This is a genomic window from Hymenobacter aranciens (assembly GCF_030580865.1).
Taxonomy (GTDB): Bacteria; Bacteroidota; Bacteroidia; order Cytophagales; family Hymenobacteraceae; genus Hymenobacter; species Hymenobacter aranciens.
Window position 1 is genome coordinate 265,507 of record NZ_JAUQSY010000003.1, and the last position, 25,512, is coordinate 291,018.

At 60.8% G+C, this 25,512-nt stretch carries 23 protein-coding genes; 7 read left to right on the forward strand and 16 right to left on the reverse strand.

Going from position 1 to position 25,512, the window contains the following annotated elements:
• Window positions 1-5: 5 nt before the first annotated feature.
• The 4 genes from Q5H93_RS24145 (at window position 6) to Q5H93_RS05650 (ending at window position 4,307) form a co-directional block, all read left to right on the forward strand.
• Window positions 6-656, forward strand: a complete 651-nt coding sequence (locus Q5H93_RS24145; RefSeq protein WP_369810985.1) for a phosphopantothenoylcysteine decarboxylase domain-containing protein — start codon at window positions 6-8, stop codon at window positions 654-656.
• Window positions 653-1,570: a type IX secretion system protein PorD gene (gene porD / locus Q5H93_RS05640; protein ID WP_305005523.1), complete on the forward strand. Its 918-nt coding sequence runs from the start codon at window positions 653-655 to the stop codon at window positions 1,568-1,570. The genes Q5H93_RS24145 and porD overlap by 4 nt, the downstream gene beginning before the upstream one ends.
• 120 nt (window positions 1,571-1,690) lie before the next feature.
• Window positions 1,691-3,364, forward strand: coding sequence for a DNA repair protein RecN (gene recN / locus Q5H93_RS05645; protein ID WP_305005524.1), 1,674 nt, complete (start codon window positions 1,691-1,693; stop codon window positions 3,362-3,364).
• Window positions 3,365-3,485: 121 nt separating this feature from the next.
• Window positions 3,486-4,307, forward strand: a complete 822-nt coding sequence (locus tag Q5H93_RS05650; protein ID WP_305005525.1) for an enoyl-ACP reductase FabI — start codon at window positions 3,486-3,488, stop codon at window positions 4,305-4,307.
• A gap of 54 nt (window positions 4,308-4,361) precedes the next feature.
• Here Q5H93_RS05650 and Q5H93_RS05655 read toward each other — a convergent pair whose 3' ends face one another.
• Entirely contained in the window at window positions 4,362-5,294 is a 933-nt protein-coding gene (locus Q5H93_RS05655) for a D-2-hydroxyacid dehydrogenase (RefSeq protein WP_305005526.1), read from the reverse strand.
• 278 nt (window positions 5,295-5,572) lie between these two features.
• Between Q5H93_RS05655 and Q5H93_RS05660 the strand changes: the two genes are divergently transcribed.
• Window positions 5,573-7,321, forward strand: coding sequence for a family 16 glycosylhydrolase (locus Q5H93_RS05660; protein WP_305005527.1), 1,749 nt, complete (start codon window positions 5,573-5,575; stop codon window positions 7,319-7,321).
• A 51-nt stretch (window positions 7,322-7,372) separates the two neighbouring features.
• On the opposite strand, the gene Q5H93_RS05665 is transcribed toward Q5H93_RS05660, so the two are convergent.
• The 10 genes from Q5H93_RS05665 to Q5H93_RS05710 form a co-directional block, all read right to left on the reverse strand.
• Window positions 7,373-7,519, reverse strand: coding sequence for a hypothetical protein (locus Q5H93_RS05665; RefSeq protein WP_305005528.1), 147 nt, complete (start codon window positions 7,517-7,519; stop codon window positions 7,373-7,375).
• A 90-nt stretch (window positions 7,520-7,609) separates the two neighbouring features.
• The gene (locus Q5H93_RS05670; RefSeq protein WP_305005529.1) at window positions 7,610-10,849 is read right to left on the reverse strand and encodes an efflux RND transporter permease subunit; all 3,240 of its coding nucleotides are present in this window, start codon (window positions 10,847-10,849) and stop codon (window positions 7,610-7,612) included.
• Between the two features lie 165 nt (window positions 10,850-11,014).
• Complete coding sequence (locus tag Q5H93_RS05675) at window positions 11,015-12,136, reverse strand: efflux RND transporter periplasmic adaptor subunit (protein WP_305005530.1); 1,122 nt, start codon at window positions 12,134-12,136, stop codon at window positions 11,015-11,017.
• Between the two features lie 144 nt (window positions 12,137-12,280).
• A complete protein-coding gene (locus Q5H93_RS05680; protein WP_501991638.1) occupies window positions 12,281-13,498 on the reverse strand; it encodes a TolC family protein in 1,218 nt (405 codons plus the stop codon).
• A 366-nt stretch (window positions 13,499-13,864) separates the two neighbouring features.
• On the reverse strand, window positions 13,865-14,671 hold the full coding sequence (locus Q5H93_RS05685) for an SDR family NAD(P)-dependent oxidoreductase (protein ID WP_305005532.1): 807 nt from the start codon (window positions 14,669-14,671) through the stop codon (window positions 13,865-13,867).
• Between the two features lie 383 nt (window positions 14,672-15,054).
• A complete protein-coding gene (locus tag Q5H93_RS05690; protein ID WP_305005533.1) occupies window positions 15,055-16,050 on the reverse strand; it encodes an ABC transporter ATP-binding protein in 996 nt (331 codons plus the stop codon).
• Window positions 16,050-16,784, reverse strand: coding sequence for a hypothetical protein (locus tag Q5H93_RS05695; protein ID WP_305005534.1), 735 nt, complete (start codon window positions 16,782-16,784; stop codon window positions 16,050-16,052). Before Q5H93_RS05695 ends, Q5H93_RS05690 begins: the two co-directional genes overlap by 1 nt.
• Window positions 16,785-16,869: 85 nt before the next feature.
• Window positions 16,870-17,133, reverse strand: coding sequence for a barstar family protein (locus Q5H93_RS05700; protein WP_305005535.1), 264 nt, complete (start codon window positions 17,131-17,133; stop codon window positions 16,870-16,872).
• A gap of 4 nt (window positions 17,134-17,137) precedes the next feature.
• The gene (locus Q5H93_RS05705; protein ID WP_305005536.1) at window positions 17,138-17,401 is read right to left on the reverse strand and encodes a barstar family protein; all 264 of its coding nucleotides are present in this window, start codon (window positions 17,399-17,401) and stop codon (window positions 17,138-17,140) included.
• A 45-nt stretch (window positions 17,402-17,446) separates the two neighbouring features.
• The gene (locus Q5H93_RS05710; protein ID WP_305005537.1) at window positions 17,447-19,258 is read right to left on the reverse strand and encodes an ABC transporter ATP-binding protein; all 1,812 of its coding nucleotides are present in this window, start codon (window positions 19,256-19,258) and stop codon (window positions 17,447-17,449) included.
• A 135-nt stretch (window positions 19,259-19,393) separates the two neighbouring features.
• Between Q5H93_RS05710 and Q5H93_RS05715 the strand changes: the two genes are divergently transcribed.
• Window positions 19,394-19,759, forward strand: coding sequence for a hypothetical protein (locus tag Q5H93_RS05715; protein WP_305005538.1), 366 nt, complete (start codon window positions 19,394-19,396; stop codon window positions 19,757-19,759).
• A gap of 522 nt (window positions 19,760-20,281) precedes the next feature.
• On the forward strand, window positions 20,282-21,514 hold the full coding sequence (locus Q5H93_RS05720) for an NADP-dependent isocitrate dehydrogenase (protein WP_305005539.1): 1,233 nt from the start codon (window positions 20,282-20,284) through the stop codon (window positions 21,512-21,514).
• Between the two features lie 186 nt (window positions 21,515-21,700).
• Here Q5H93_RS05720 and Q5H93_RS05725 read toward each other — a convergent pair whose 3' ends face one another.
• From Q5H93_RS05725 to Q5H93_RS05745, 5 genes are all read right to left on the reverse strand, one after another.
• Window positions 21,701-22,198, reverse strand: a complete 498-nt coding sequence (locus Q5H93_RS05725) for a PAS domain-containing protein (protein ID WP_305005540.1) — start codon at window positions 22,196-22,198, stop codon at window positions 21,701-21,703.
• Window positions 22,199-22,211: 13 nt separating this feature from the next.
• The gene (locus Q5H93_RS05730; RefSeq protein ID WP_305005541.1) at window positions 22,212-22,568 is read right to left on the reverse strand and encodes a hypothetical protein; all 357 of its coding nucleotides are present in this window, start codon (window positions 22,566-22,568) and stop codon (window positions 22,212-22,214) included.
• Window positions 22,569-22,717: 149 nt separating this feature from the next.
• The gene (locus Q5H93_RS05735; protein ID WP_305005542.1) at window positions 22,718-24,103 is read right to left on the reverse strand and encodes a S41 family peptidase; all 1,386 of its coding nucleotides are present in this window, start codon (window positions 24,101-24,103) and stop codon (window positions 22,718-22,720) included.
• Between the two features lie 132 nt (window positions 24,104-24,235).
• Window positions 24,236-24,811 (reverse strand): helix-turn-helix domain-containing protein, encoded by a 576-nt coding sequence (locus Q5H93_RS05740; protein WP_305005543.1) that lies wholly within the window; start codon window positions 24,809-24,811, stop codon window positions 24,236-24,238.
• 191 nt (window positions 24,812-25,002) lie between these two features.
• Window positions 25,003-25,413, reverse strand: a complete 411-nt coding sequence (locus Q5H93_RS05745) for a hypothetical protein (RefSeq protein ID WP_305005544.1) — start codon at window positions 25,411-25,413, stop codon at window positions 25,003-25,005.
• Between the last annotated feature and the right edge of the window lie 99 nt (window positions 25,414-25,512).

Consider the following 25,512-nt stretch of genomic DNA (forward strand, 5'->3'; position numbering starts at 1 on the left):
CCTTTATGCACGTCCTGCTCACCGCCGGCCCCACCTACGAGCCGCTCGACCCTGTTCGCTTTCTCGGCAACCGCTCGACGGGCAAGATGGGCTACGCGCTGGCCGAAGCCTTCGCCGCCATAGGCGCCACGGTGACGCTGGTGAGTGGGCCAGTACAGCTGCCCGCTCCAACCAACCCGCTGATACGCACCGTGCGCGTGGAAACGGCCGAACAGATGTACGCCGCCGCCGCGGAGGCCGCTCCAAGCGCCGATGTGTGGGTGTTCGCCGCCGCCGTGGCCGACTATCGGCCGGCCCACGTCGCCGCCGAGAAAATCAAAAAATCGGGCGACACGCTCACGCTGGAACTGGTGAAAAACGTGGACATCGCCGCCACGCTCGGCCACACAAAGCGGGCTGAACAATTTTCGGTCGGTTTTGCGTTGGAGACTACGAACGAGCTGGCCCACGCTCAGGACAAGCTGCGCCGTAAGGGTTTCGACCTGGTGGTGCTGAATTCGCTGCGGGATGCCGGGGCCGGTTTTGGCCACGACACCAATAAAGTGACGGTGCTGGCTGCCACGGGCCAAATCGTTAACTTTGAATTGCAGTCGAAGGCCGATTTGGCTCACGACTTAGTCGGCCTGATTATGGGCCGTTTGAAACTTGCCATATGATGCGTAAAATTCTGACTATTCTGCCGTTGCTCGCTCTGCTGGCGTTTCGCCCGGCTCTGGCGCAGGAGCTGCTGGCCGACGTGAAAGTGTCGACCCAGAACGTAACCGTGTCGGACCCGACGCTCATCAACCAGATGCAGAATGACATGCAAAGCATGCTCAATACCCGCGCCTGGACCGATGAAACCTACCGGCCGGAGGAGCGCATTAAGTTCAAGATGTTCGTGGGTATCACCGAGATACCGACTAACGGCACATACAAAGCCACCATGCGCCTGGTATCGACCCGGCCCATTTACGGCACCGGCTACGAAACCAACGTTGTGAGCTTCGTGGACCGCGACTTTGTGTTCAACTACTCGCCGCAGCAGCCGCTGGATTTCTCCCGTAACAGCTTTGTTTCCAATCTGTCTTCGTTGCTGGGTTTTTATGCCTATATCGTTATCGGCATAGACCACGACACGTATTCGCGCCTCGGCGGTAGCCCGTACTACGATTTGGCCCGCAACATCGTGAATTACTCGGCCAACCAGACGACGACCAACGAGCAGGACGCCGGCTGGAAAGACGCCGGCTCCCGCAACCGATACTGGATTCTCAACAACCTGACAGACCCGCAGTTGGAAGCATTCCGCACCGGCCTCTACGGCTATTACCGGCAGGGCATGGACATATTCATCGAAAAGCCCGATGATGCCCGCGCCGCCGTGATGACGGCCCTGACCGGCGTGCAAAAAGCTGCCATTACCCGGCCCGGTACGCTGTTCGCCCGCGCCTTTTTCGATGCTAAGGCCGAAGAAATATCCAATATCTTCCGCACCAGCACCGACCAGAGCCAGAAGCAGCAGTTGGTAAGTATGCTTACGGAAGTGGACCCAACGAACTCGGCGAAGTATCAGACGGTTTTAAAATAAATTTTCGTGTCATGCTGAGCAGCGCGAAGCATCTTATCACGCTGGAACGATTGATTAACTGCATCGTTTCAACTGGATAAGATACTCCGCGCTGCTCAGCATGATAGTTTTTGATAAGATATGCTAGTTGATTTACGCATCCAGAATTACGCGCTGATTGAGCAGCTGGAATTACGCCCCTCGCCGCTACTCAATATTATTACCGGCGAAACCGGCGCGGGCAAGTCTATTATGCTGGGCGCTATCGGCCTGCTGCTGGGCAACCGGGCCGATTCGCGGATGCTCTTCGATACCGAACGCAAATGCGTGATTGAGGGGCAGTTTAATATTGCCAATTACCAGCTGCAGGATATTTTCGAGGCCGAGGATTTGGACTATGATGCGCACTGCATTCTGCGGCGCGAGATTAATCCGTCGGGCAAGTCGCGGGCTTTCGTGAACGACACGCCGGTGACGCTGGACGCGCTGCGCAAAATCGGCGCGAACCTGATGGATATTCACTCCCAGCATGATACGCTGCTGCTGGGCGATGCCGTGTTTCAACTCAACCTGCTCGACCTCTATGCCGGGCTGGTGCCGCAGCGCACGCACTACAGCAACGCCTTCCGGCAGTATCGCAAGCTGGAGGCCGACCTGAAAACCCTGGAAGACCAAGCCGCGCAAGCCAGCAAGGAGCTGGATTATAATGCCTTTCTGCTGAATGAGCTGGAAGAAGCCCGGCTCGATAACGAGGACCAGGAGGCGCTGGAGCAGGAAATCAAGCAGCTTGAGCACGCCGAGGAAATCAAGTACAAGCTGGGCCAGGCCCTGCACGGCCTGCGCGACAGCGAATACTGCGCCACCGGCAGCATGAAGGATGCCGCCCAGTTGCTGGGTCAGGTGAGTGCCTACGCTGAGAATTTCCGGGAGCTGCGCCAGCGGCTGGATAGCGTATTGATTGAGCTGCACGACATTGCCGACGAGATAGAAACCGCCGAGCGCAACACCGAAGGCGACCCCGCCCGCGCCGAGGAACTGCAAAGCCGTCTCAATGTCATTTACACCCTGCAGCGCAAGCACCAGGCCCGCGACCTTCCCGCTCTCATCGCCCTGCGCGAGGAACTGCGCCAGAAAGTAGGCTCGGTGCTGAACCTGGACAAGGAAATTGCCCGTGTGCGGCGCGATGCCGAAGCCGCGCTGACCACGGTGACCAAGCAGGCCGGCAAGCTTTCCGAAAGCCGCCGCAAGTCGTTCCCGCACTTTGAGAAAGAGCTGAGTACCTTGCTGGCCGACTTGGGGATGCCGCACGCCCGCATCGTGGTGCAGCACACCGTGGGCGCGCCGATGGTGAGTGGGACCGACGTAGTGAGCATTCTTTTCACGGCCAACAAAGGGGCGCAGCCGCAGACCTTAAGCAAGGCGGCTTCGGGTGGTGAATTCTCTCGTCTGATGCTGTGTATCAAATATATGCTCGCCGATAAAACGGCTCTGCCAACTATCGTATTCGACGAAATCGACACCGGGATTTCGGGCGAAATTGCGGTGAAAGTAGGGCGTATGATGCAGCAGATGGCGCACAAGCACCAACTGGTGGCTATTTCGCACCTGCCGCAGATGGCGGCGGCGGGCGACGTGCACTATTTCGTGTACAAGGAAGACCGGGCCGACCGGACCGTGAGCCGCATCCGCGAACTCAGCCAGGAAGAGCGGGTGAAGGAAATTGCGCACATGATTTCGGGCGCCAAGCCCAGCGAAAGCGCCTTTGCCAGCGCCCGCGAGCTGCTAGCCATGCGTGGCGAAGTGGTGGGAGCGTAGGCTTGGGGTAAGAGGGCGCGGGGGTAGGAGGGTAAGAGGGAATAGTTAACTTGCATCGATTTTTACGGGCGAGAGTGCCCTCAGACCCTCTTAGCCCCGTACCCTCACACTCTATAAACAAATGTCTTCTAACCTCCTCGCCGGCAAAGTCGGCATCATCTCCGGCGCCCTCAACGACAAGTCCATTGCTTGGAAAGTGGCCCAGAAGGCTCACGAGCAAGGCGCCCGTATCGTGCTGACCAATGCGCCGTTGGCTATGCGGATGGGCGAAATCAAGAATCTGGCGGCCGAGATTGACGCGCCTATCATTCCGGCCGACGCTACGTCGGTGGAGGAACTGGAAAAGCTGTTTGGCGAAGCCCAAGGCCATTTCGGCGGTAAGATTGACTTCCTGCTACACTCCATTGGTATGAGTGCCAACATTCGCAAGGGCAAGCACTACGGCGAGCTGGACTACAAATTTTTCCAGCAAACGCTCGACGTGTCGGCGCTGTCGCTGCACAAAATGCTGCACGTAGCCGAGAAGCAGGATGCCTTCAACGAGTGGGGCTCGGTGGTAGCGCTGAGCTACATTGCGGCCCAGCGTGCCTTCCTGGATTACACTGACATGTCGCAGGCTAAAGCGGTGCTGGAGAGCATTGCCCGCAGCTATGGCCAGCGCCTCGGCAAGCTCAAGAAAGTGCGCGTGAACACGGTAAGCCAATCGCCGACCAAAACCACGGCCGGCACCGGCATCAGCGGTTTCGATGCGTTTTACGAATACGCCCAGAAGCTCTCGCCGCTGGGCAACGCCCCGGCCGAGGCCTGCGCCGACTACTGCGTGTCGCTGTTTTCGGACCTGACGCGCTACGTGACCATGCAAAATCTGATGCACGACGGCGGCTTCAGCACCACCGGCATTTCGGATGAGATGGTGGAAGTGCTGACGAAGGCGGCGGAATAATTACCGAAAACGGTAAGAATAAGAAAGCCCGGCCATTTGGCCGGGCTTTCTTCATTAATAGCCTCTTGAAATATCCACCAGATTCTCCAGTTCCTGGCCATTTTGCAGCCGGTGCAGGTTGCGCAGAAATTGCTCCACTTTGCCTTCGTCTTCACGGGGCTGGCCGCCGGCGGTGTGCTGGGTGAGCAACACGTTGGGCATTTGCCAGAAAGGGTGGTCCGGTGGCAGGGGCTCGGTGGCCGTCACGTCGAGCACGGCGCCAGCGAGGTGGCCGCTTTGCAGGGCGGCGAGCAAGGCAGGCTCGTCGGTGGTGTTGCCGCGGCCCACGTTGGCATACACGCTGCCGGGGCGCATGGCCTGGATAAGTTCGGCGGAGAAAAAGTTGTCGGCGCTACCGGGCAGGCAATTGATGACGAGGTCGGTTTCGGGGAGGGTGGCTTTTAGCTCCTCCTTGGAGTGAAGCTGGGCGGCAGGGTTGGTGCGGGCCAGCAGCTGCACAGGGCAGCCGAAGCCGCTGAGTTGCTGCCGCACGGCCAGGGCAATGGCGCCCGCGCCGAGGATGATGGTGCGCTGGTCGCGCAGCAGCAGTAATTGCTTGCGGATGGGCGCGCCCACCCAGCGCTGTTCGGCTTGCAGGCGGGCCAGCTCGGGCAGGTGGCGGTAGTGGGCGATGAGGCCGGCCACGATGGTTTCGGCGCAGGCCCAGGCGAAGTAGTCGCCCATGTTGGCCACGGGGCAGGGCAGGCGCAGGTCGGCGTAGCGCTCGAAACCGGCGGAGTCAATTTGCCAGAATTGGAGCTGAGGCTGGGTGGGAGTGAGCCACTCGGCGGGCGGGTTGCCGAGCAGGAAATCGGCTTGCTGGAAGGCGGCCTGCTGCTGGTTGGTGGGGAGGTCGCGGCGGAAAACAGGGGTAATGTTGGACGTGAGTTGCTGGCACAGTAGGTCGCGGGCGGGAGCGTCGTAGTCGGTATAAATGAAAAGCTGCATGGACGGGAAAGGAGGGACGAGCTAAGGAAAGGGCCGGTTGAGGCGAATTGTTACGTTGCGGTCGAATTGTTTCTTATCTGCAACTGAATAAAAAATGCGTTTGGAGCATGTGGTGCAAGGCTTGAATGGTTTTTTGCGGCGTGTTGGGTAAGCGTACAAGTACCGTTTTTGGGGATAGAAAATAGTGGCGGCTTTGGTGGTACTCAGTTATTTTAGGCTCAGATTTACGGATATTCTTCCTGACCGAGCGACTTTTTTGCTCACTTTTCCCACCCGCTGTGCCGCAATTCGTCCCGATTTCGATTACCAAAACTTTTCAACTCAGCCGTTGGGCCTTGCTGGGGCTGGCGCTGCTGGCGCACCCGGCCAGCGCCCAGACGCAATGCCAGCAACTGGTGTGGTCCGACGAGTTTACCACTACCGGCGACCTGAGCAAGTGGCGCGTGTATGAGGGCGACGGCTGCGAGATGAACCTCTGCAACTTCGGCAACAACGAGCTGCAGGTGTACCGCGCCGCCAACGCCACCGTGACCGGCGGCTACCTCAACATCACGGCCCGCGCCCAGAACTCGACGCAGGGCGGCCGCAGCTACAACTACACTTCGGCCAAGCTGCTGTCGAAAACGGCGACCAACGCGCTGCAAACCTTTCGCTACGGGCGCATGGAAGCCAGCATCAAGCTGCCCTCGGCGCAAGGCGTGTGGCCGGCCTTCTGGATGCTGGCCGACCCCAACAACTGGCCCAATACCGGCGAAATCGATATCATGGAGGCCAAGCACCGCAACCCGACTTCGGTGGCGGGCACGGTGCATTACAACGCCGGCGGGGCGCGCTACACCAGTCGCGAGTACAATGGCAATGTGAACTTGTCGGTGGGCTTTCACACCTATGCCGTGGAGTGGGGCCCGAACGTAGTGCGCTGGTACATCGATAATACGCTCTACCACACGGCCACGCCGCAGACGACGCAGGGCGGCAGCTGGCCCTTCAATACGGGCAATTTCTACCTGATGCTCAACGCCGCCGTGGGCGGGCCCAATACGCCCTTCACAGGCAACCAGCCGGCCACAGCCAGCGACTACCCCACTACGATGCAGGTCGATTACGTGCGGGTGTACAGCCAGCCGGCCAGCGTGAGCGTGCAGGGCAGCAACGCCGTCAATGCCAATGACCAGGGCATAGCCTATCAGGTGGCGGCCGTGACGGGCGCCACCTACGCCTGGACTGTGCCCAACGGCGCTACCATTGCCAGTGGCCAGGGCACCAATGCCGTGCAGGTGAACTGGGGCACCACCAGCGGCCTCGTGAGCGTGGTGGTGACCGCACCCAATTGCCCGCCAATTACTTATACGCTGGATGTGACGGTGGGCCCGCCGCTGCCCATCGGTCCCAACCTGGCCTTGCGCAAGCCGGTCGTGGCCTCGTCCATTGAAGACCCGTCGCTGCCGGCCGCGCTGGCTGTGGATGGCAGCAGCACCACCCGCTGGGCCAGCGCCTTCACCGACAATGAGTGGCTGTACGTGGATTTGCAAAACACCTACGACCTCACCAACGTGGTGCTGCGCTGGGAGGCCGCCCACGCCAGCAGCTACGCCGTGCAAACCTCGCCCGACGCCAGCATCTGGACCACCCGCTACAACACCTCCACCGGCGACGGCGGCACCGACATCCTCCCGCTGACCGGCCGCGCCCGCTACGTGCGCGTGCTGGGCCAGCGCCGGGCCACGGCCTACGGCTACTCGCTATTTGAGCTGGAAGTGTACGGCACGGCCGTGCTGAGCAACGCCCGCGCCGCTGAGGCGCTGGTGCAGGTGCATCCGAACCCGGTGACGGATGTACTGACGGTGGAAAATGCCGGCGCGGCCGCTTCGCTGACGCTGACCGACGTGCAGGGCCGGGTACTGCGCCAGCAACCGGTGAAGCCAAGCGCGGCCACGCTGGACCTGCACGACCTGCCCGCCGGCCTCTACCTGCTGACCGTGCGCAGTGAGATGGGCACCGTGGTGCGGAAAGTGCTGAAAAACTAGACCACCCAGTCGGCAGCCGGTATTTTTCACCCAGCCGTCGGTGAAAGACACCTAACGGCCACTGTTTTTCACCGACGGTTCGGTGTTTTCCACCCGAGTTCCGGCGATTTTTACCGAACGGCCACTGTTTTGCACCCAACCATCGGTGAAAAACAGTGGCCGTTCGGTGTTTTTCACCGGGCCGCCAATGAAAATCACTGAATGATGGGTGAAAAACACCGGCCTCCCGGTCTTCTAGAGTCATGCTCTGAAAGACCGGGGGGCCGGACTGCTTCTGGTCGATGCTGCTTATGCCGGGCTGGGCGCGGGCTGCGGCGCACCCGAGTGGTCGCCTTCGCCCGCACCTTCCTCTTTCGCGCCGCCGTGCTCCTCGTCGGGCTTGTAGTTGGCCTCCAGCTCTTCGAGCTTCTTTTTGCCGTAGGCAAAGCGGGTGATGAGCACGTAGAGCACTGGCACGATGAAGATGGCTAGGCCGGTGGCCGAGAGCATGCCGCCGAATACCGTCCAGCCCAGGGTCTGGCGGGCCTGGGCGCCGGCGCCCGAGGCGATGATGAGCGGCACGATGCCCAGGATGAAGGCCAGCGAGGTCATGATGATGGGGCGCAGGCGCAGGCGCACGGCTTCGAGCGTGGCGTCCACGAGCGGCATGCCCTTATCCACCCGCTCCTTGGCGAATTCGATAATAAGGATGGCGTTTTTGGCCGAGAGGCCGATGAGCGTAATCATCCCAATCTGGGCGTACACATTGTTGGTGAGCTTAGGCAGAAAAAACAGCACCAGGATGGCTCCGAAGATGCCCACCGGCACCGCCAGCAACACCGAAAACGGCACCGACCAGCTTTCGTACAGCGCGGCCAGGAATAAAAACACAAACAGAATCGACAGCCCGAAGATGTACACCGTCTGGCCGCTGGCGAGTAGTTCCTCGCGGCTCAGGGCCGAGAATTCGTAGCCGTAGCCCTGGGGCAGGCTCTTCCCGGCTTCTTCCTGCAGGGCCTTGATGGCGTCGCCGGAGGAGTAGCCTGCTGCCGGTTGGCCGTTGATTTCGGCCGAGCGGAACAGGTTGTAGTGCGAAATGAGCGGGGCCGACTCGGTGCGCTTGTAGCTCGTGACGCTGCTCAGGGGCACCATCTCGCCCTGGGTGTTGCGCACGTAGTATTGGCCGAGGTTGGCAATGTCGGTGCGGTAGGAGCTGTCGGCCTGGGCCAGCACGCGGAAGTTGCGGCCGTAGAGGGTAAAGTCGTTGATGTAGGCCGAGCCTAAGTAGGTGCGCAGGGCGGTGCTGATGTCGGCGATGCTCACGCCCAGCTTCTTGGCCTTCTCGCGGTCGATGTCGAGCTGGTAGCCCGGCGTGTTGGCGGTGAAGAACGAGAAGGCGCTGGCAATTTCGGGCCGCTTGCGGATGGCCCCGAGGAAGTTTTGCAGGTTGGCGTCAAAGACCTTTACGTCGCCCTGGTTTTCGCGCTCCTGAAAGATGAACGAGAAGCCACCGGTGTTGCCGAGGCCGGGGATGGGCGGCGGCGAAAGCACTACGGTGGTAGCTTCTTTGTACTGATTAAGGCGGCCCTGCACGTTGGCAATCAGCCCTTGCAGCTGCTGCTCCTTTTCCTTGCGGTTGGCCCAGGGCTCGAGCTGGCAGAAGATGGTGCCGCTACTCGATTTGGAGGAGAAGTTGACGGCGTTCAGGCCGCCCAGGCCGGCGTAATGCTTGATGCCCTTCACCTGCGACAGCTCCTTCATCATCTTTTGCAGCGTTTCCACGGTGCGGGCGGTGGAGGTGCCTTCGGGGAGGTTGAAGGTGATAATCAAACGGCCTTCATCCTCAGTGGGCAGGAAGCCGCCGGGCTTGCTGCGGAACAGAAACACTGTGCCGATAACGATAGCCAGCAGGATAGTTACCACGAAGCCGCTGTGCTTGATGCCCCGACCGACGCCGTTGCCGTACTTCTCGGTCACGCGGTCGAACCATCTGTTGAACTTGAAGAACAGCTTGTTCAAACCCTTCGATTTCTCATCCCGCTTGCTCGGTTTCAAGAGCAAAACGCACAGCGCCGGCGTCAGCGACAAGGCCACGAAGGCCGAAATCAGCACCGAAATGGCGATGGTGATGGCAAACTGCTGGTACAGCCGCCCCGTGATGCCGGGGATGAAGCCCACCGGCACGAACACCGCCGCCAGAATGAGCGCAATGGCGATAACCGGGGCCGAAATCTCGCGCATGGCCTGCAGCGTGGCATCGAGCGGACTCATGTCGCGCTCGTTCATGTTGTGCTCCACGGCCTCCACCACCACGATGGCATCATCCACCACAATCCCGATGGCCAGCACGAAGCCGAACAACGTGAGCGTGTTAATGGTGAAGTGCAGCGGGATGAAAAACGCGAACGTGCCCACGATAGACACCGGAATAGCCAGCACGGGAATCAGCGTCGAGCGCCAGTTCTGGAGGAAGATGAACACCACCACGACCACCAGCGCCAGGGCTTCCAGCAACGTGTGCACCACTTCGTCAATCGAAACTTCTACCACCGTAGCGGCCTCGAAGGGCACGACGTGCTTCAAATCGGCCGGGAACTGCTTGGCGAGCTGCTCCATGGTTTTGTTCACGTTCTCGTAGGTTTCGAGGGCGTTGGCGCCGGGGGCCTGGTACACCAGCAGGTAGGCGGCGCGCTTGCCGTCCACGTAGGAGTTGTTGGCGTAGTTAAACTTGCCGAGCTCCAGGCGGGCCACGTCCTTGAGGTACACGATGGAGTTGTCCTGCGGCATCGTTTTCACGATGATGTTGCCGAACTCCTCGATGTTGCGCAGGCGGCCTTGCACGTTCACGATGTACTCGAAGGTCTGCCCCATCTTCTGCGGCGGCGCCCCGATGGAGCCGGCGGCAATCTGCGCGTTCTGCTCCTGGATGGCGGCGGCCACGTCGCCGGCCGTGATGCCGAGCTGCGAGAGCTTGTCGGGCTTGAGCCAGAGGCGCATCGAGAAGTCGTCGGCGCGGGTCACGATGTCGCCCACGCCCTTGGTGCGCAGCAGCGCGTCCTTGATGTAAACGTTGGCGTAGTTGTCGAGGAAGGTGGCGTTGTGAGTGCCCTTGGGGGCGTACAAAGCCACCAGCATCAGGATGCTGGGGTTCCGCTTGCGCACCGTCAGGCCGAGGCGCTGCACTTCCTGCGGCACGGTGGGCAAGGCAATGCCCACGCGGTTTTGCACGTCGAGGGCGGCAATGTTGATGTCGGTGCCTACGTCGAAGTTCACCGTCATGCTCAGCTGGCCGTTGCTGGTGCTGTTGCTTTGCAGGTAGGTCATGCCGGGGGTGCCGTTCACCTGCACTTCCACGGGGGTGGCCACGGTTTGCTCCACGGTCTGGGCGTCGGCGCCGATGTAGGTGCCCGATACCGACACCGTGGGCGGCGTGATTTCGGGGTACTGCCCCACGGGCAGGTTCAGCATGGCCAGCACGCCCACCAGCAGTATCACCAGCGAGGCGACGATGGCCGTGACGGGGCGGCGGATAAAGGTTTCTGCAATCATTGTTTTCTAGCGGAAAGAGAACGTCCTAGAAGAACGTCATCCTGAGCGCAGCGAAAGGACCTCACCCGCGCCGGTTGCGGCAGTAATCAAAATCGTTCAGAAGTTGTCGTTCAACGAAGCGGGCGAGGTCCTTTCGCTGCGCTCAGGATGACGTTCTGTTTTATTCTACTTCGGCGGCGCTGCCTTCGGCACCTCCGTCGTAATCTTGGCGCCGTCGCGCAGCTTCTGCACGCCTTCGGTCACGATTTTCTCGCCGTCTTTCACGCCGTCGAGCAGTACAATCTGGTCCTTGAGGCGCGGGCCCAGCTTCACCTTGCGCTGCTGGGCGGTGCTGCTGTCGGTGGCGGCGTACACGAAATTCTCGCCCATCTGCTCGACGATGGCCTTGTAGGGCACCACGATGCGCTGGCCCGACTGGCGGTTGAGTACCTGCACGGTACCGGTCATGCCGTCTTTCAAAGCGCGCTCGGGGTTGGTGAATTCAACCCGCACCGTGATGGTACCGGTGCCGTTGTTCACGCCCCGGTCGATGGCCCGGATTTTACCGAACTGCTTGTAGATGCTGCCGTCGGCCAATTGCAGGCGGATGGTAGAGTCAGTAGCGCCCAGCTTCACCTTTTGCAACTGGGTGAAGCGCGGAATGTCCGTCTCCGTCACCACAAAATCGGCGCCGATGGGGTCTTCGGTGGAGATGGTGTTCAGCAGCGTAGTGCCGGCGCCCACCTGCGAGCCCAGGCGCACCTGCGAGATGCCGATGCGGCCCGTGAAGGGCGCGGTGATGTTGGAAAACTCCAGGTTGGTGCGGGCGATATTGACGCCGGCCTGGGCCTCGGCCACCTGGCTTTGGGCAGTGGCCAGGGCCGTGTTGGCGTTGTCGAGCACCTGCTTGGCGATGGCGTCCTGGGCGTCGAGGCGGCGGTAGCGCTCGGCGTTGACGCGGGCGTTTTCGGCGTTGGCCTGGGTGCTGCGCAGGGCGGCCAGAGCCTGCTGGTAGGCCGCCTGGTACTGGCGCTGGTCGATTTCGTAGAGCTTCTTGCCTTTGGGCACCACTTCGCCTTCCTTGAAGAAGATGCCGGTGACGAAGCCGGTGACCTGGGCGCGCAGCTCCACGCTGTTGAGGGCCACGACGGTGGCGGGGAAGGCGTCGTAGTACACGGCTTCGGTGGTGCGGGCGGCCACCAGCGTCACGGGGGTGGCGGGGGGCGGGGCATTCTTTTTGTCCTCTTCTTTTTTGCCGCAGGCGGTTAGGAGGGAGAGGGCGGCCAGGGCCAGGTATTGCTTGTTCATTTTTTTAGCTCTAATGCAGAACGTCATCCTGAGCGCAGCGAAAGGACCTCGCCCGCGCCTCGTGCAGCAGTAATTAGTTACCATCCCAACCGGCGCGGGCGAGGTCCTTTCGCTGCGCTCAGGATGACGTTCTGTTTTTCAGTTCTAGTAATCCGTCGGCAGCTGGCCGGTGGCGCGCAGCAAATCAACCTTGCTGCCCAGCACCTGGAACAGCGCCGTGTAGTAATTCAATTGCGAGGTGCGCAGGGTGGTTTGCGCCACAATCAGGTCGATATACGCCCGGATGCCCTCGCGGTATTGCAGGTTGATGACGTCGTACACTTCCTGGGAGGCTTCGAGGTTGCGCTTGCCCAGCAGGTACTCGGTGTAGTAGCCTTTGTAGGCGGCCAGGGCGGTGGCGTACTCGGTGTTGATGACGTTGCGGGTGTTGGTGATGTCTTCGTCGAGGCGCTGGTTTTGGAGGCGGGCGCGGCGCACGTTCCAGTTGCGGCGGAAACCGGTGAAGATGGGCAAGCCCAGCTGGATGCCGGCGTAGGAGTTGGGGAAGCGGGTGCGGTACTGCTCGCTTATCTCGTTGTTCTGGAAGACGGTGTTGTAGTTGGCGAAGGCCGAGAGTGAGGGCAGGAAGCCCAGGCGGTAGTAGTCGACGTTGATGTCCTGCAGGGACTTTTCAGTTTGCAGCTGCTGGATTTCGATGCGGTTGGCTACAGTCAGGCCCATCGTGGTGTCCACCACGGCGTCCTGCTCCAGCTTGAGGGTGTCGTATTGGAGGGCGAGCTGGCGCTCGGGGGCGAGGCCCATGAGCTGCTTGAGGTAGGCCAGCTTGGCATTCACGGCTTCGAGCGACTGCTTGCGGCCGGCCAGGGAGTTGTTGAGGGAGATTTCGGCCTGGAGGTACTCGGTTTTGTCGGCGATGCCGGCTTCGTAGCGGGCGCGGGCGTCGCGGTAGTTGCGCTGGAGGCGGGCGATGTCCTGGGCGAACACTTCGAGCTGGCGCTGGGAGAGCAGCACGTCGTAGAAGGCTTTGCTGACGCCGGTGACGGTGTTGATGCGCACTTCGACGGTGTTTTGCTCGGCGGCGCGGTTGTTGAAGCGCTTGCTGCGGGCGGCCAGCAGCACATCGTTATTGAAGATGGTCTGGGTGCCGCTCAGGCCGAGGGTGGTGACGTTGCGCACGCCCAGCTGGCGGGGGGTGGGCACGCCGGTAGTGGCATCGGGGAAGATGGTGAAGGGCAGCTGGAAATAGTGCTGGCCGGTGCCGGTGAAGCCCACCTGCGGCAGCCAGGCCGCGAGGGCTACCTGGTTGGAGGCCCTGGTAATTTCCTGGTCGATGCGGGCCTGGCGCAGCTGGGGCTGGTTCACTAGCGCCACATTGAGGCACTGATTCAGAGTTAATACGTCGGAGGCAGGCGGGGCTGGGGGAGAGGCCAGGGGTTGGGCGCCGCATAGCATCGGGCCCAAAAAACACGCGAAGCAGGCCAGCCAGCGGCCCACCGCGCGTGCGGAGATAGATTCAAAGCACATGGTTTACTTAACCGGGGAGTCGCAAAAAATGTTAGGCTGACCCTGGATGTCTGGATTAAGCCGGGGTTTTTATCGGCGGAGAATGGTAAAAGCCCGGTCGGGATACGGCCGGGCTTTGTACGGAAGTAGCGCGGACTTTGTAGTCCGCGAGTCAGAAATATTTAACGAAACAGACTCGCGGACTACGAAGTCCGCGCTACTGCGCTAGCGGGCGCTTTCGTCGCCGTCGACGGGGGCGCTCTGGCTGTGCACCTGGGCGGCCACGAGGCCGTCGGGCATTACTTTGCTCATGCCCACCTGCACGTTGTTCAGGAAGCCGGCAATGTGGCGGCTTTCGCCGTTCATGAGGGCTTTGTAGCCTTCTTTGGCTACGTCGGCGGCTTCCATGCCCTGGCCGCCGGCTACGTTTTTGGCGCGGGTCATGTCGGCTTTGTTGAAGAAGTCGGTTTTGGTGACGCCGGGGAGGAGGTTGGTGAGGGTGATGTTTTTCTCGTCCTTGTTTTCTTCCTGGATGGACTCGACGAAGGAGTTGACGAAGGCCTTAGTGCCGTGGTAGACGGCCTGGAGCGGGCCGGGGAGCTCGCCGGCTACGCTGCCCACGAAGAGGATTTTGCCTTCGCCGCGGGCTTTCATCTCCTGCAAGTAAAGCTTGGCGAGGACGACGTAAGCGCCGATGTTGAGCTGGATGATGTCGAGCTCGCGGTGGATGTCGGTGGTGGCGAAGGTGCCGTACTGGCCTTGGCCGGCATCATTCACCAGGATGTCGATTTTGAGGCCTTTGGCTTTTACTTCGTCGTAGAGCTCGAAGGGGGCTTCGCGGGGGAAAAGGTCTTTCTGGATGGTGGTGACCTGCACGCCGTGCTGCTGCTGGAGCTCCTGGGCAGTTTGGGCGAGGGTGGTGGCGTCGCGGCCGACGATGACGAGGTTATGCTTGTCCTGGGCGAAGCAGTTGGCCAGCTCGCGGCCGATGCCGCTGGTGGCGCCGGTGAGGAGGACGGTTTGGGTTGCCATGATGGTATTGGGAAAGGTGGAAAAGGAGTTCGACCTAACGCAGTCACCGGCTAAGGGGTTATGGATGGGTTTGCTGCGGGAGACGCCTCCCGCTTTAGCAAGAATACTATATTAGCTGCAGATAGTGGCGCGGCTTGGAAAACCCGAGGCGGGGCTTTGGAAAGCCGAGGCGCGGCTTTGGAAACCAGTGGCGGGGCTTGGAAAACTGGTGGCGCGGCTTTGGAGATGTGTGGCGCGACGTTGAAAAGCGGAGGCGCGGCTTGGAAAACGTGTGGCGTGGGTTGGGAGGATGGGGCGGGGCTTTGAAAACCGGTGGCGCGGCTTGAGCGAGTGGTGGTGCGGCGTTGGCAAAACAGCGCGGCAGCCAGAAAAAAGCAGCTGGTTTACGGCAGTTCCCAGCCACCTGTTGGTCCTAGCACAACTGCCACCTCATTGCCCGGCGCCACTGTCCGGGTGGCGCTACGGGCGCGGATGATGATTTCGGCTAGCTGAATTTCGACTTCATAGTAGCTGCCGAAGTAGCGGATGGCCCGCACGGTGCCGGGGGCGCCGGGGCTGCCGGCGGGGGCGATGGTAAGTTGCTCGGGGCGCAGCAGCAACGAGGCGCCTTGGCCGGAGGCGGAGGGACGCAGGGCTTCGCGGTCGGGGCCGCTTACCAGGTCGTAGTCGCCGAAAAGGCCGGCGACGTACTCGCTGGCGGGCTGTTGGTAAATGGTTTCGGGCGGGCCCTGCTGCACGATGCGGCCACGGTGGAGCACCAGGATTTCGTCGGCCCAGCTGAGGGTGTCGGCGGCGTCGTGCGACACGAGCAGGCAGGTGATGCCGAGGCGGGTGCCCACGTCGGCGATGATTAGCTGCATGATGCGCTTGTGGCCGCGGTCGAGGTTGGAGAAGGGTTCGTCGAGGAGCAGCAATCTGGGGGTGCCCAGGAGCAGGCGGGCGAGGGCCACGCGCTGCTGCTCGCCGCCGGAAAGCTGGTCGGTGCGACGCGCCATGAGGGGCACGATGCGGCAGAGCTCGTACACGGCCTGAGCCTCGGCGGCGGGGCGCTTGTTGGCGTAGCGCAGCACCTGCTCGACGCGCAGCGAGTGCGGCAGGTCGGACTTCTGGGAGAGGTAGGCCACGCCGGGGTGGCCGGGCACGAGGGTATGGGCGGGGCCGCGTACGCGGCGGCCGTTGGCGGTTATCTCGCCGCTGGTGGGCTGGATGAGGCCGGAGATTAGCTGGAGCAGGGTGCTTTTGCCGGTGCCGCTTTCGCCGGCTACTGCTAGCTTTTGGCCCTCGCGCTGGCTGAAGCTGAGGGGGTGGAGGATGGTAGCGCCGTGCTCGGTGTAGGTGAGGTCGGTGACGGTGAGAATTTCGGCGTTGGCTATACTCACTAGTAGGTAACGGTGTAGTTGGATGTGGTGCCCGCCGGGATAAAGAGGGAGTCAGTGCTGACAGTGCTGACGCCATTAACGGTACGGGAGTGCTGCACTAGAATGGGCTGGTCGCCGGCTATAGGTGTCGGGTATTTAATACTATTGGGTAGCTCATCCAAGGACATGAGATAATCCCAAAATAGAATTCCAATCGTCGGGGTAGACGCGCTATTAACGCCATAGCAGCTACTAAAACTCGAACCGAATTTCCCGTGCGTGGCCGTGAGCTGGTGGGGGTTGGTAATGGAGAGGCACACATGAGCCAGACGTGGTATCGTAAAGTCGGGCAGCTGCATCAGCGTGTCGCGTTTGGCATCATCGAGGGATGCGTAATTCTGATTTTCTATCGAATAATAAGCATCATCATCTACTATGTACTCCACGAAGAATTGGGCGTATTGCGTTTGTTCACTATCGGTGATGTAGAAAGAAATCCGATAGGTGCCACTGGCGTCGGTGCGACCCTTGGCTTTCACCCTAGCTTTAGCGCCAGCGGCAAGGCCCGCCGGGTTGATGCAACGCACCAGTACAGTAGCCCCGCCGATTGGTGCCTGACCGTTGGCTGTCAACAACCGGCCCGCCACCGTGGTGCAATCAGAGGAGCAGCTTTCCAGCCCCTTTTTCTTCTGGCAAGCGGTGGTGCAAAGAGCAAGGAACAGGGCAGTGAGGGCCGGGTAGGACGAATTTCTCATGAGAACCTTGAATGAGTGGGTAGAGCTCACGCAAGATAGACAACTGCAGCTTTGGCGGTAGCACCGGACTTACGCGAGTCGCCTATCAGCCTAAAGTTATCGACTTGCCAGGTAGTTCCTGTTGATAATCGGCGATAATCTGCCGCAGAATCTGCATGTCGTGCGGGCAGGCCTGGGCGAAGGCTTCCCAGTTGGTCAGCACCACGCAGTCCGGCATTTCGACTACGGCAATGATGGCATCCCAGAAGGCGTCCCAGCTGGGGCCATACCAGTCGGGGAAGTGGAGCTCGCGCTTCATTTTCAGGTGGAAGGCGGCTTTGGTATCGATGGTGGCGAGGTCGATGGTCACGAGATTAGCCTAAAATTATCTGTTTCTCCGGAAATTCCCGGTGGTACTCGGCTATGAGTTCGCGCAGAATCTGCATGTCTCGTGGACAAGCCTGAGCAAATTCTTCCCAGTGTTCCAGAATAAGGTAGTCGGGCATTTCTATCAGCGCTGTTACGGTATCCCAGAAAGCATCCCAGTTGGCCCCATACCAATCGGGGAAAGCCAAATGTTGCTTTAACAATTTGTGAAAAGCATCGTGCGTAGTAATGCCAGTTAAATCAATTGTCATAGCGGTGGTGAAAGTTTCGAAGCAAGGTAGCCAGCAGTGGGGATGTTATAGCGCCGTATCCAGCACCTCGTCCCCGTCATCGGCCATCGTCTTCGCTAGCCGCTCGATATTAAGGCTGCGGGCTGAGGCGTCGAATATCTCGCGGTAGGTGCCGCGGCGCTCGTAGAGCTCGTCGTGGGTGCCGCTTTCCACGAGGCGGCCTTTTTTCATGACGTGGATGCAGTCGGAGTCCACAATCTGGGCCAGCGAGTGCGAGATGATGACCACCGTGCGGCCCTGCTTGATGGCGTCGAGCGAGTTCTTGATTTGCTCGGTGGCGATGGCGTCGAGGCTGGCCGTGGGCTCGTCGAGGAAGATGACGGGCGGGTTTTTGAGGAACAGCCGGGCAATGGCGATGCGCTGCTGCTGGCCGCCGCTGAGCTGCTGGGCGTCGGACTGGTAGCCCTTGGGCAGGTCCAGAATCTGGTCGTGCAGGTAGGCCTGGCGGGCGGCTTGCTCAATCTGCTCCTGGGTGGCAGTAAAGTCGCCGTAGCGGATGTTTTCCTCGATTGTGCCCTTGAAAATGTGGTTTTTCTGGAGCACGAGGCCGATTTGGCGGCGCAGGGCGTGGGTGTCGTAGGCGGCCAGGGACTGACCGTCGAGGAGCAGGTCGCCCTGGTCGGGGGCGTAGAACTTGCAGAGCAGGTTGATGATGGTGCTTTTGCCGGCCCCGCTCAGGCCCACGAGGGCGGTGGTTTTGCCGGCCTCGATGGTCAGGCTCACGTCGTGCAGGGCGGCCGTGCCGCTGGGGTAGGTGAAATCGACGTGGCGCAGCTCGAAGCGGCCCTGTACGCGGGCGGGGCGCAGCGGGCCGGTGGTTTCGACGGCATCGGCGGCGTCGAGGATGGCGAAGAAGCCCTCGGAGTAGGTGAGGGCTTCGTTCATCTCGTCGTAGATGCGGTGGAGCTGGCGGATGGGCGCCGACACGTTATTGAACAGCAGGATGTGGAACATGATGGCCCCGATGGACATCTGCCCGCCCAGCACGAGGTAGGCCGTGAGGATGATGATGAGCACCATGCCAATCTGCTCGACGAAGGTTTTGAGGCCGTCGAAGCGGAAGTTGGTTTTGCGGGTCGTGAGCTGCGCGCCGGTGAGGCGGGCCTGGGTATCGGCCTGCTTGTCGGCCTCGTAGCCCTCGCGCACGAAGCTTTTGATGACCGTGATACTGTCGATGATGGAGATGAGGCCGTGGTTTTTCTCCTCGCGCAGGCGCTGCAGGCCGCGGCGCACGCCCTGGAGTTTTTCGGCCTGGGCGTAGCTGAGCCAGAAGTAGAGCGGCAGGATGGCCAGCGCCACCAGCCCCACCCATCGGTTGGCTACGAACATGGCCACCAGCGCCACCACGGCGTTGGCAAACAGCGGCAGGATGTCGATGAAGAAGTTCTGCACCAGCTTCATCAGGCTTTCCACGCCCCGGTCGATGCGGGTCTGGAGCTTGCCGGTCTGGTTGCCCTCGTCGGAGAAAAAGCCCAGGCGGTAGCCCAGGATTTTGCCCACGGCTTCCTGCGCCAGCGTGCTACTCACGCTGATGCGGATTTTCTCGCCGTAGTATTTCTGCCCGAACTGCACGAAGGTGTTCACGATTTCCTTGCCCAGCAGCGCCGCCGAAATGCCTAGCAGCAGCCGCCAGCCCTGGGCCAGCCCCTCGCCCCGGTTGAGCATGTTCTGCACCGTATCGACGGTGTAGCGCAGCACGTAGGGGTTGACCTGGGCGGCCAGCGAGCCCACCAGCGTGAGCAGCAGCGTGGCAATGACGAGGCGGCGGTAGGGCCGCACGTAGGGCAGCAGGCGCTGGATTATCTGCCAGAGGCTCATCTGAACGGGGCTAGCGGGGTGGAGCCGGTTAGACGGGCGGGGTGGGAATGGGGTTGTTGGTCTAGTAATTTCGTCTGGCAGATTGCACATTTGTGAAATATTCGCCAGTCCTCCTTCTATTTATCCAACTTCTACATGTCACCTGAAAGTGCTTTGCTTTGCGAGATAATTCAAGCTGTTCCTGATGAGTCCTCATGGTACATCACCAGCGACTCTTGGGATAAAATTCCTGCTCTATTTGGCTCACTCATTGAACTAAGGGAATGGGAAGTAAGAATAACAGATGGAACCAGGGAGAAGGTGAAAAACATAGTAGCAGAATACGATTTAGGGGAAAAGATTGTGCACATGGACATCGTATCTAAAAACGGTGTCGCGCTATTTGTTAGCTACGATAGAATGGTCATGATACAAATTAGCACTTCCCTTGAACTGGATACGACAATCGGAGAGAAGTACCCAACATTAGAAATATATTTTGCTGAGCTACCACCTTTATGAGATAACAAGTCGAAGCAAATGGCCCAAACTCGCGGCAGCCTGCGCTACGAACCTTACGCAACTCACCTACGTTGAACAATCACTCCTGCCGCTTATCTTTGAGGCAAGTAAAAAATAAGGGAGCCCGGCCCTGGGCCGAACTCCCCTAATAACTACCGGAGTAGCAGCGAAAGCAGTAGGGCCACGAGGGCCTTTCCGATTCCGCTGGCTGCTCCTAACAAGACGGCTTTACCAGCCGCTTGTAGTAGTTTCATCACGCGTTCCTTCTTCATTCTTGTTGAGGTGAAGGGTTGTCCAATAACCCCCAACTTCTGAGGCCCCAGCCGCTCCTACGGTTTGGGGCCTCGTCTTTTTCAAGAATCTCGGTAGGGCTGGGGGCATACCCCGGCGCGACGAGGCAAATATAATGGCGTGTGCTCTGCCGTTTTCGCTACTGCTCGGGAACGTTTGCGCAACTAGCGGCGGGAAATTCGGGGGATTGGTGCCAACTTCGCTTTTTAATTCCCCACCTAAGACCCCAACATGACCAAGATTAAAGTAGCCAACCCCGTCGTGGAGCTGGATGGCGATGAGATGACGCGCATCATCTGGAAGTTCATCAAGGACAAGCTGATTACGCCCTACCTGGAGCTGGATATCAAGTATTACGACCTCGGCATCGAGCACCGCGACGAGACGAATGACCAGGTGACCGTGGACGCGGCCAATGCCATCCGGCAGTACGGCGTGGGCATTAAGTGCGCCACCATCACGCCCGACGAGGAGCGGGTGAAGGAGTTTGGGCTGAAGCAGATGTGGAAGTCGCCGAACGGCACGATTCGCAATATTCTGGACGGGACGGTATTCCGCGAGCCCATCGTGATGAGCAACGTGCCGCGCCTGGTGCCTAACTGGACGGCGCCCATCTGCATCGGCCGCCACGCGTTTGGCGACCAGTACCGGGCCACCGATTTCGTGACCAAGGGCAAGGGCAAGCTCACCATCACCTTCGAGCCGGAGGATGGCGGGGAGGTGCAGTCGTTTGAGGTGTTCGACTTCAAGAGCGACGGCGTGGCGCTGGCCATGTACAACACCGACGAGAGCATCCGGGGCTTTGCCCACGCTTGCTTCAATCAGGCGCTGATGAAGGGCTGGCCGCTGTATCTGAGCACCAAGAACACCATCCTGAAGAAGTACGACGGGCGCTTCAAGGATATCTTCCAGGAGATTTACGAGCAGGACTACCTGGCCAAGTTCAAGGAGGCGGGCATCACCTACGAGCACCGGCTGATTGACGACATGGTGGCCTCGGCGCTGAAATGGAACGGTAACTTCGTGTGGGCCTGTAAGAACTACGACGGCGACGTGCAGAGCGACACCGTGGCCCAGGGCTTCGGCTCGCTGGGACTGATGACCTCGACGCTGGTGACGCCTGACGGGAAGACGATGGAGGCCGAGGCCGCCCACGGCACCGTGACGCGCCACTACCGCGACCACCAGGCCGGCAAACCCACCTCCACGAACCCCATCGCCAGCATCTTCGCCTGGACGCGGGGGCTGGAGTTCCGCGGCATCCTGGATGGCAACCAGGAGCTGATTGACTTCTGCAAGGCGCTGGAGGCCGTGTGCATCGAAACCGTGGAGAGCGGCAAGATGACCAAGGATTTGGCGGTGTGCATCAGCGGGAACAAGGTGGAGCACGGGCGCGATTACCTCTACACGGAGGAGTTCCTGGCGGCGCTGGATGAGAATTTGAAGAAGAAGCTGGCGAAGTAGTTTTTGAGGCTGGCTTGAGAACAAAAAAGACCCTGACGGTAGCGTCAGGGTCTTTTTTGTTCTGGCGTTCAACCCCACCCCCCGGCCCCCTCCCCTTCGGGAGAGGGGGAGCCGGTCATGCGCATTCTGGAATCGTTAGGCTCCCCCTCTCCCGAAGGGGAGGGGGCCGGGGGGTGGGGTGAACCCCTAGCGCCGCTCTTCCCGCAGCTGCCGGATTTCCTGCTCCAGCTCGAGGGTGCGGAAGATGACTTTAGTTTCGAGGTCTTCGTAGGCGGCGGTGATGCGCTCAATCATGCTTTTGTACTCCGTCACGTCGGTGATGGTGCCGATGAAGCGCAGGGCCTGGGTGCGGTCGTCGTTGAAGAAGGCGCGGCCGGTGGCGCGGGCCCAGCGGGTGGGGCCGTTTTCGCGCCAGCGGGTGCGGTATTCGATGTCGTAGGTGCCGGGGCCGGCGGGGTCGAGGGCTTGCTGGACGGCGGCGTCGGAGGGGGCGCGGTCGTCGGGGTGGAGGCCTTCGAGGAAGTCGGCGTAGGTGACTTCGGCGGTGGGAGGGAGGCCGAAAATGGCCTTGCAGTGGGCCGACCAGATGAGCTCGCCGGTGGGTACGTTGAGGTCCCAGGTGCCGACGCCGGCGGCATCGACGGCCAGCTGCAGGCGCTCGAAATCGGAGGTGGTGGTGTTCATGACGGCGGCAAAATTAGGGTTGGACCAGCGACAGCTCGAGGCCGGACTGGAAGTAGAGCACCAGGGCCTGGTACTGGCCGTCGAGGGAGCGGCGCAGGCGGGTGACCAGGGCGCGGATGGCCTGCCCGGCGAGGGTGATGACGAGGTAGGGACGGCTCAGGAGCGGGTCGCGCTCGATGCGCCACTCGCCGTGGTGGGCGGCGCCGGGGGCGTCGAGGTGGCAGGTGCGGTCTTGCAGGTGCAGGTGGGTGGCGTGGGCCAGCAGCGGGTCGGGCGAGCTGGTGCGGCTGTGGGAGCGGCTTTCGATGCGCCAGGAGCCGGTGAGGTAAGGGTCGGCGACTTGCTGCAGATTTAGGTCGAGAAGCGACATGGGGAGGGGATTAAGGAATCTGCTTACGGGGCACAAACATACTGTTTGAGCGCCGATAAGGTTGCGCTTGGGAGTAGAATAACAAAACGTCGTGCTGCGCTTGTCGAAGCATCTCTATCGGGTGAGTGCAATCAGCTGCGCTGGCTGCCTCAGTCGCGTTCCAGTTCCTGCCGAACCAGGTGTAGCCACTCGCGCTCATCGTGGGCCGTTAAATCGACGTCGGGGGCGATGCCGATACTTTCGAAGTCGGTGGCGGTTTCGAAGACCATTTTCTTGGTCGTCAGTGCCAGCCAGATGTGGAGCCCGGGTAGCTCGATGGGGCGCCAGTCGCCGTAGGAGACGGCGCCGGCGGAGGGCTCGCCGAAGGTGCGGACTTTGGCCGACTGCCGGCAGGTGAGGAGCAGGCCCTCGGTGGAGCTGGCGCTGTAGCGGTCGAACAGCAGGCCGACCCGGTGGGGGAAGCCGGCGGCCAGGGCGATGGTGTCGGGGAGTTTTTCGACGGGCGAGAACCGGCCGAGGTGGGGGCGCAGGGAGGCGACGTAGGCCAGTTCGGTGGTGCTGTCTTGCCGGGTGGGGGCGTAGTCGTATTTGGTGCGGTCGTAGTAGGCGAGGTTGTCGGGGCTCACCCACACCGAGCCGTAGTAGGGCTGGGCCATGACGGGCTTATCGAGCAGCAGGGGGAGCAGGGGCTTGAAGGCATCGAAGCCGCCGCCGCCGTTGCCGCGGACATCCAGGATGAGGTAGGGGCGGGCGGCGATGCCGGCGGCATTTTTTTTCAGCGCGCTGTCGATTTTGGCAGTGTAGGTGAGGTCGAACGAGGGGATGCGGAGGTAGGAGGTGGTGGCGGAGGGGTAGGTGACGGCCAGGGCCGGGGGGAGGGCCAGGCTGCCGGGGGGCGGGGTGCTAGGCTTGCGGCGGTAGAAGGTCAGGCGTCGGCCGATTTTCATGGTCGAATCGGTGAAGGTGACTTCGTGGACCTGGGGCACCCGATTTTGCCGCCAATAGATGCACTTCGGGGTATGGTGCTCATCTTCGAAAAACTCGATTTTGACCTGGCCTTTCGGCCATTTGCGGGTGTCGTCGTGGTGCATGACGGCTACCCGCTCGCCGTGGAGGGTGGGGGCGGGCATGACGGTGACGCTGAAGCTGCCATCCTGGAAGTACCAGCGGCCGTCGTGGGGTTGGGGGGGCGCGGGGCGGCGCGGGCGGGCTTTGGGGTTGGGCGGGGGCGCGTACTGCGGGGCGTAGGCGAGGAAGGCGTGCTCGTCGCGGAAGAAGCCCAGGTACACGGCAATCAGGCCGAGGCATTGTTGCGGGGTTTGGGCCCGGGCGGCTTGCTGGTTGAGGTGGTTTTTGAATTGGGTGTAGGCAGCCGTGCGGTTCATTTCGACCACCTGATGCTGGTAGGAGGCTTGGTTGGTTTCGACTTGCTGCTGGAGGTGGGTGAGGTTTTTTGGGCAGTCGCAGGTTTGGGCGAAGGCGGTGGGGGCGACTGCCAGCAGCAGCAGGGTCGTGATGATTTTCAGGCGGCTCATCGGGCGCATGGCGGCGGTTTGAGGAAGTAGAATAGCCCAAATATAGTAGCCCGCTTTAACTACTGTTGTGTTTGTTTTCCCGGCGTCGTGCTCCAGGATTTAAGCTGCTGCCTCCTGCTGCCCTCATCCGCATTAGCTGGTAGGGGCGGCAGCAGCCAGCAGCTCCGCCAGCGCGGCGGCTTCTGTTTCCAGGGCCTCAGCCTGCAGGCGCATGAGGTGGTGGCGGGCCGTGTCGGAGGGCCGGAACCGGCGGGGCAGGGTTTCGAGCCAGGGGCGGAGGGCGTCGGCCCACTCTTTTTCGGCGGGGTCGGTGAGGGCGGCGTGGTCGGCCAGCACGGCTGGCAGCACCTGCTGCCAGCGGCTGGCATACACGGCCCGGGCGGTCAGCGGAATCAATTCGAGGCGCAGGCCGGCAGCTTTGTGCAGGCACTCCCGGCGGCGAAAATCCAGCAGCTTGGCATCCGGGGGCGGGGCCGTCGCGGGCAGCGGCTCATCATCGGGCCGCCGGATGGTGGCGGCGGGCGGCAGGTGCCGCCGCAGGGGCCACAGCCGCGCCCGCAGGGCTAGGCTAAGGTCGCGGCGGCCCGATTCGATGTGGCAGATGAATGCTTTGCCCACATCCAGAAACATGGACAACTGCTGCTGGGTAAGGCCGAAATAAAGGCGCACGGCGCCAATGGGCGTATCGGTGGAGATGAAATGGCGCATCGGAAAAGCGAGTATACTTTTTCAGGCAATTTAGGAATAAGTTTACGCACCTGGTATACTTATTCCTAAATTGCCCGAAAAAGTATACCAGTCTCTCGTTTATTTCTCGGTTCAAAGCCGTGAGCAAGGTGGTGCGGCGCGGCGGGAAGGGGCGACTATCCCTCAAAAACAGTAGAATTGCAGCAGAGACGCTATTCTACTGTTTTTGCCCTATGAGCTTCCCGCGCAGAGTAAAATGTGGACATCAGCTCGCTATAGTCCCGACCTTCTTCCCATAAGAGACCTATAAGTGCATAGCCTGAAGGCAGCCATTCCCACGGATTTGGCTCTTTGTTCCAATAGAGCCGACGGGTGGAGCCCTGTACCGCGTAGTCCAGTGTAGGACCATCTCCACCGTGAACCTCTACTTTGTCCCCATCATGCAAGGTGATTGGTGATAGGTCATGCCGGACGGGGCCACCATCGTAGCCTTTATTGCCAGGTATGTCCTTGTCTAAGCCCACGAATAGTAGCCAATTGCCCAGCTTTTCTGTTCCTTCTGTCGTTATAATGAAATGTCCACCATTAGCGAACGAAGGTATAAAATTAACGGTCAGAGACATAAGCGGTTTAGGTGTTAATGAAGCCGGACTTGCGAGGTAAATACGGAAAACTCGCCAAGATGCTAAGATTCCTGACAGTAGAGGAGAAGCAACAACATG

Bases quoted from the DNA above. Each gene is read 5' to 3' on its own strand.
- Q5H93_RS24145 (WP_369810985.1), top strand. From the start codon at position 6: ATGCACGTCCTGCTCACCGCCGGCCCCACCTACGAGCCGCTCGACCCT.
- porD (WP_305005523.1), top strand. From the start codon at position 653: ATGATGCGTAAAATTCTGACTATTCTGCCGTTGCTCGCTCTGCTGGCG.
- recN (WP_305005524.1), top strand. From the start codon at position 1,691: ATGCTAGTTGATTTACGCATCCAGAATTACGCGCTGATTGAGCAGCTG.
- Q5H93_RS05650 (WP_305005525.1), top strand. From the start codon at position 3,486: ATGTCTTCTAACCTCCTCGCCGGCAAAGTCGGCATCATCTCCGGCGCC.
- Q5H93_RS05655 (WP_305005526.1), bottom strand. From the start codon at position 5,294: ATGCAGCTTTTCATTTATACCGACTACGACGCTCCCGCCCGCGACCTA.
- Q5H93_RS05670 (WP_305005529.1), bottom strand. From the start codon at position 10,849: ATGATTGCAGAAACCTTTATCCGCCGCCCCGTCACGGCCATCGTCGCC.
- Q5H93_RS05675 (WP_305005530.1), bottom strand. From the start codon at position 12,136: ATGAACAAGCAATACCTGGCCCTGGCCGCCCTCTCCCTCCTAACCGCC.
- Q5H93_RS05685 (WP_305005532.1), bottom strand. From the start codon at position 14,671: ATGGCAACCCAAACCGTCCTCCTCACCGGCGCCACCAGCGGCATCGGC.
- Q5H93_RS05695 (WP_305005534.1), bottom strand. From the start codon at position 16,784: ATGAGAAATTCGTCCTACCCGGCCCTCACTGCCCTGTTCCTTGCTCTT.
- Q5H93_RS05705 (WP_305005536.1), bottom strand. From the start codon at position 17,401: ATGACAATTGATTTAACTGGCATTACTACGCACGATGCTTTTCACAAA.
- Q5H93_RS05710 (WP_305005537.1), bottom strand. From the start codon at position 19,258: ATGAGCCTCTGGCAGATAATCCAGCGCCTGCTGCCCTACGTGCGGCCC.
- Q5H93_RS05715 (WP_305005538.1), top strand. From the start codon at position 19,394: ATGTCACCTGAAAGTGCTTTGCTTTGCGAGATAATTCAAGCTGTTCCT.
- Q5H93_RS05720 (WP_305005539.1), top strand. From the start codon at position 20,282: ATGACCAAGATTAAAGTAGCCAACCCCGTCGTGGAGCTGGATGGCGAT.
- Q5H93_RS05725 (WP_305005540.1), bottom strand. From the start codon at position 22,198: ATGAACACCACCACCTCCGATTTCGAGCGCCTGCAGCTGGCCGTCGAT.
- Q5H93_RS05730 (WP_305005541.1), bottom strand. From the start codon at position 22,568: ATGTCGCTTCTCGACCTAAATCTGCAGCAAGTCGCCGACCCTTACCTC.
- Q5H93_RS05735 (WP_305005542.1), bottom strand. From the start codon at position 24,103: ATGAGCCGCCTGAAAATCATCACGACCCTGCTGCTGCTGGCAGTCGCC.
- Q5H93_RS05740 (WP_305005543.1), bottom strand. From the start codon at position 24,811: ATGCGCCATTTCATCTCCACCGATACGCCCATTGGCGCCGTGCGCCTT.
- Q5H93_RS05745 (WP_305005544.1), bottom strand. From the start codon at position 25,413: ATGTCTCTGACCGTTAATTTTATACCTTCGTTCGCTAATGGTGGACAT.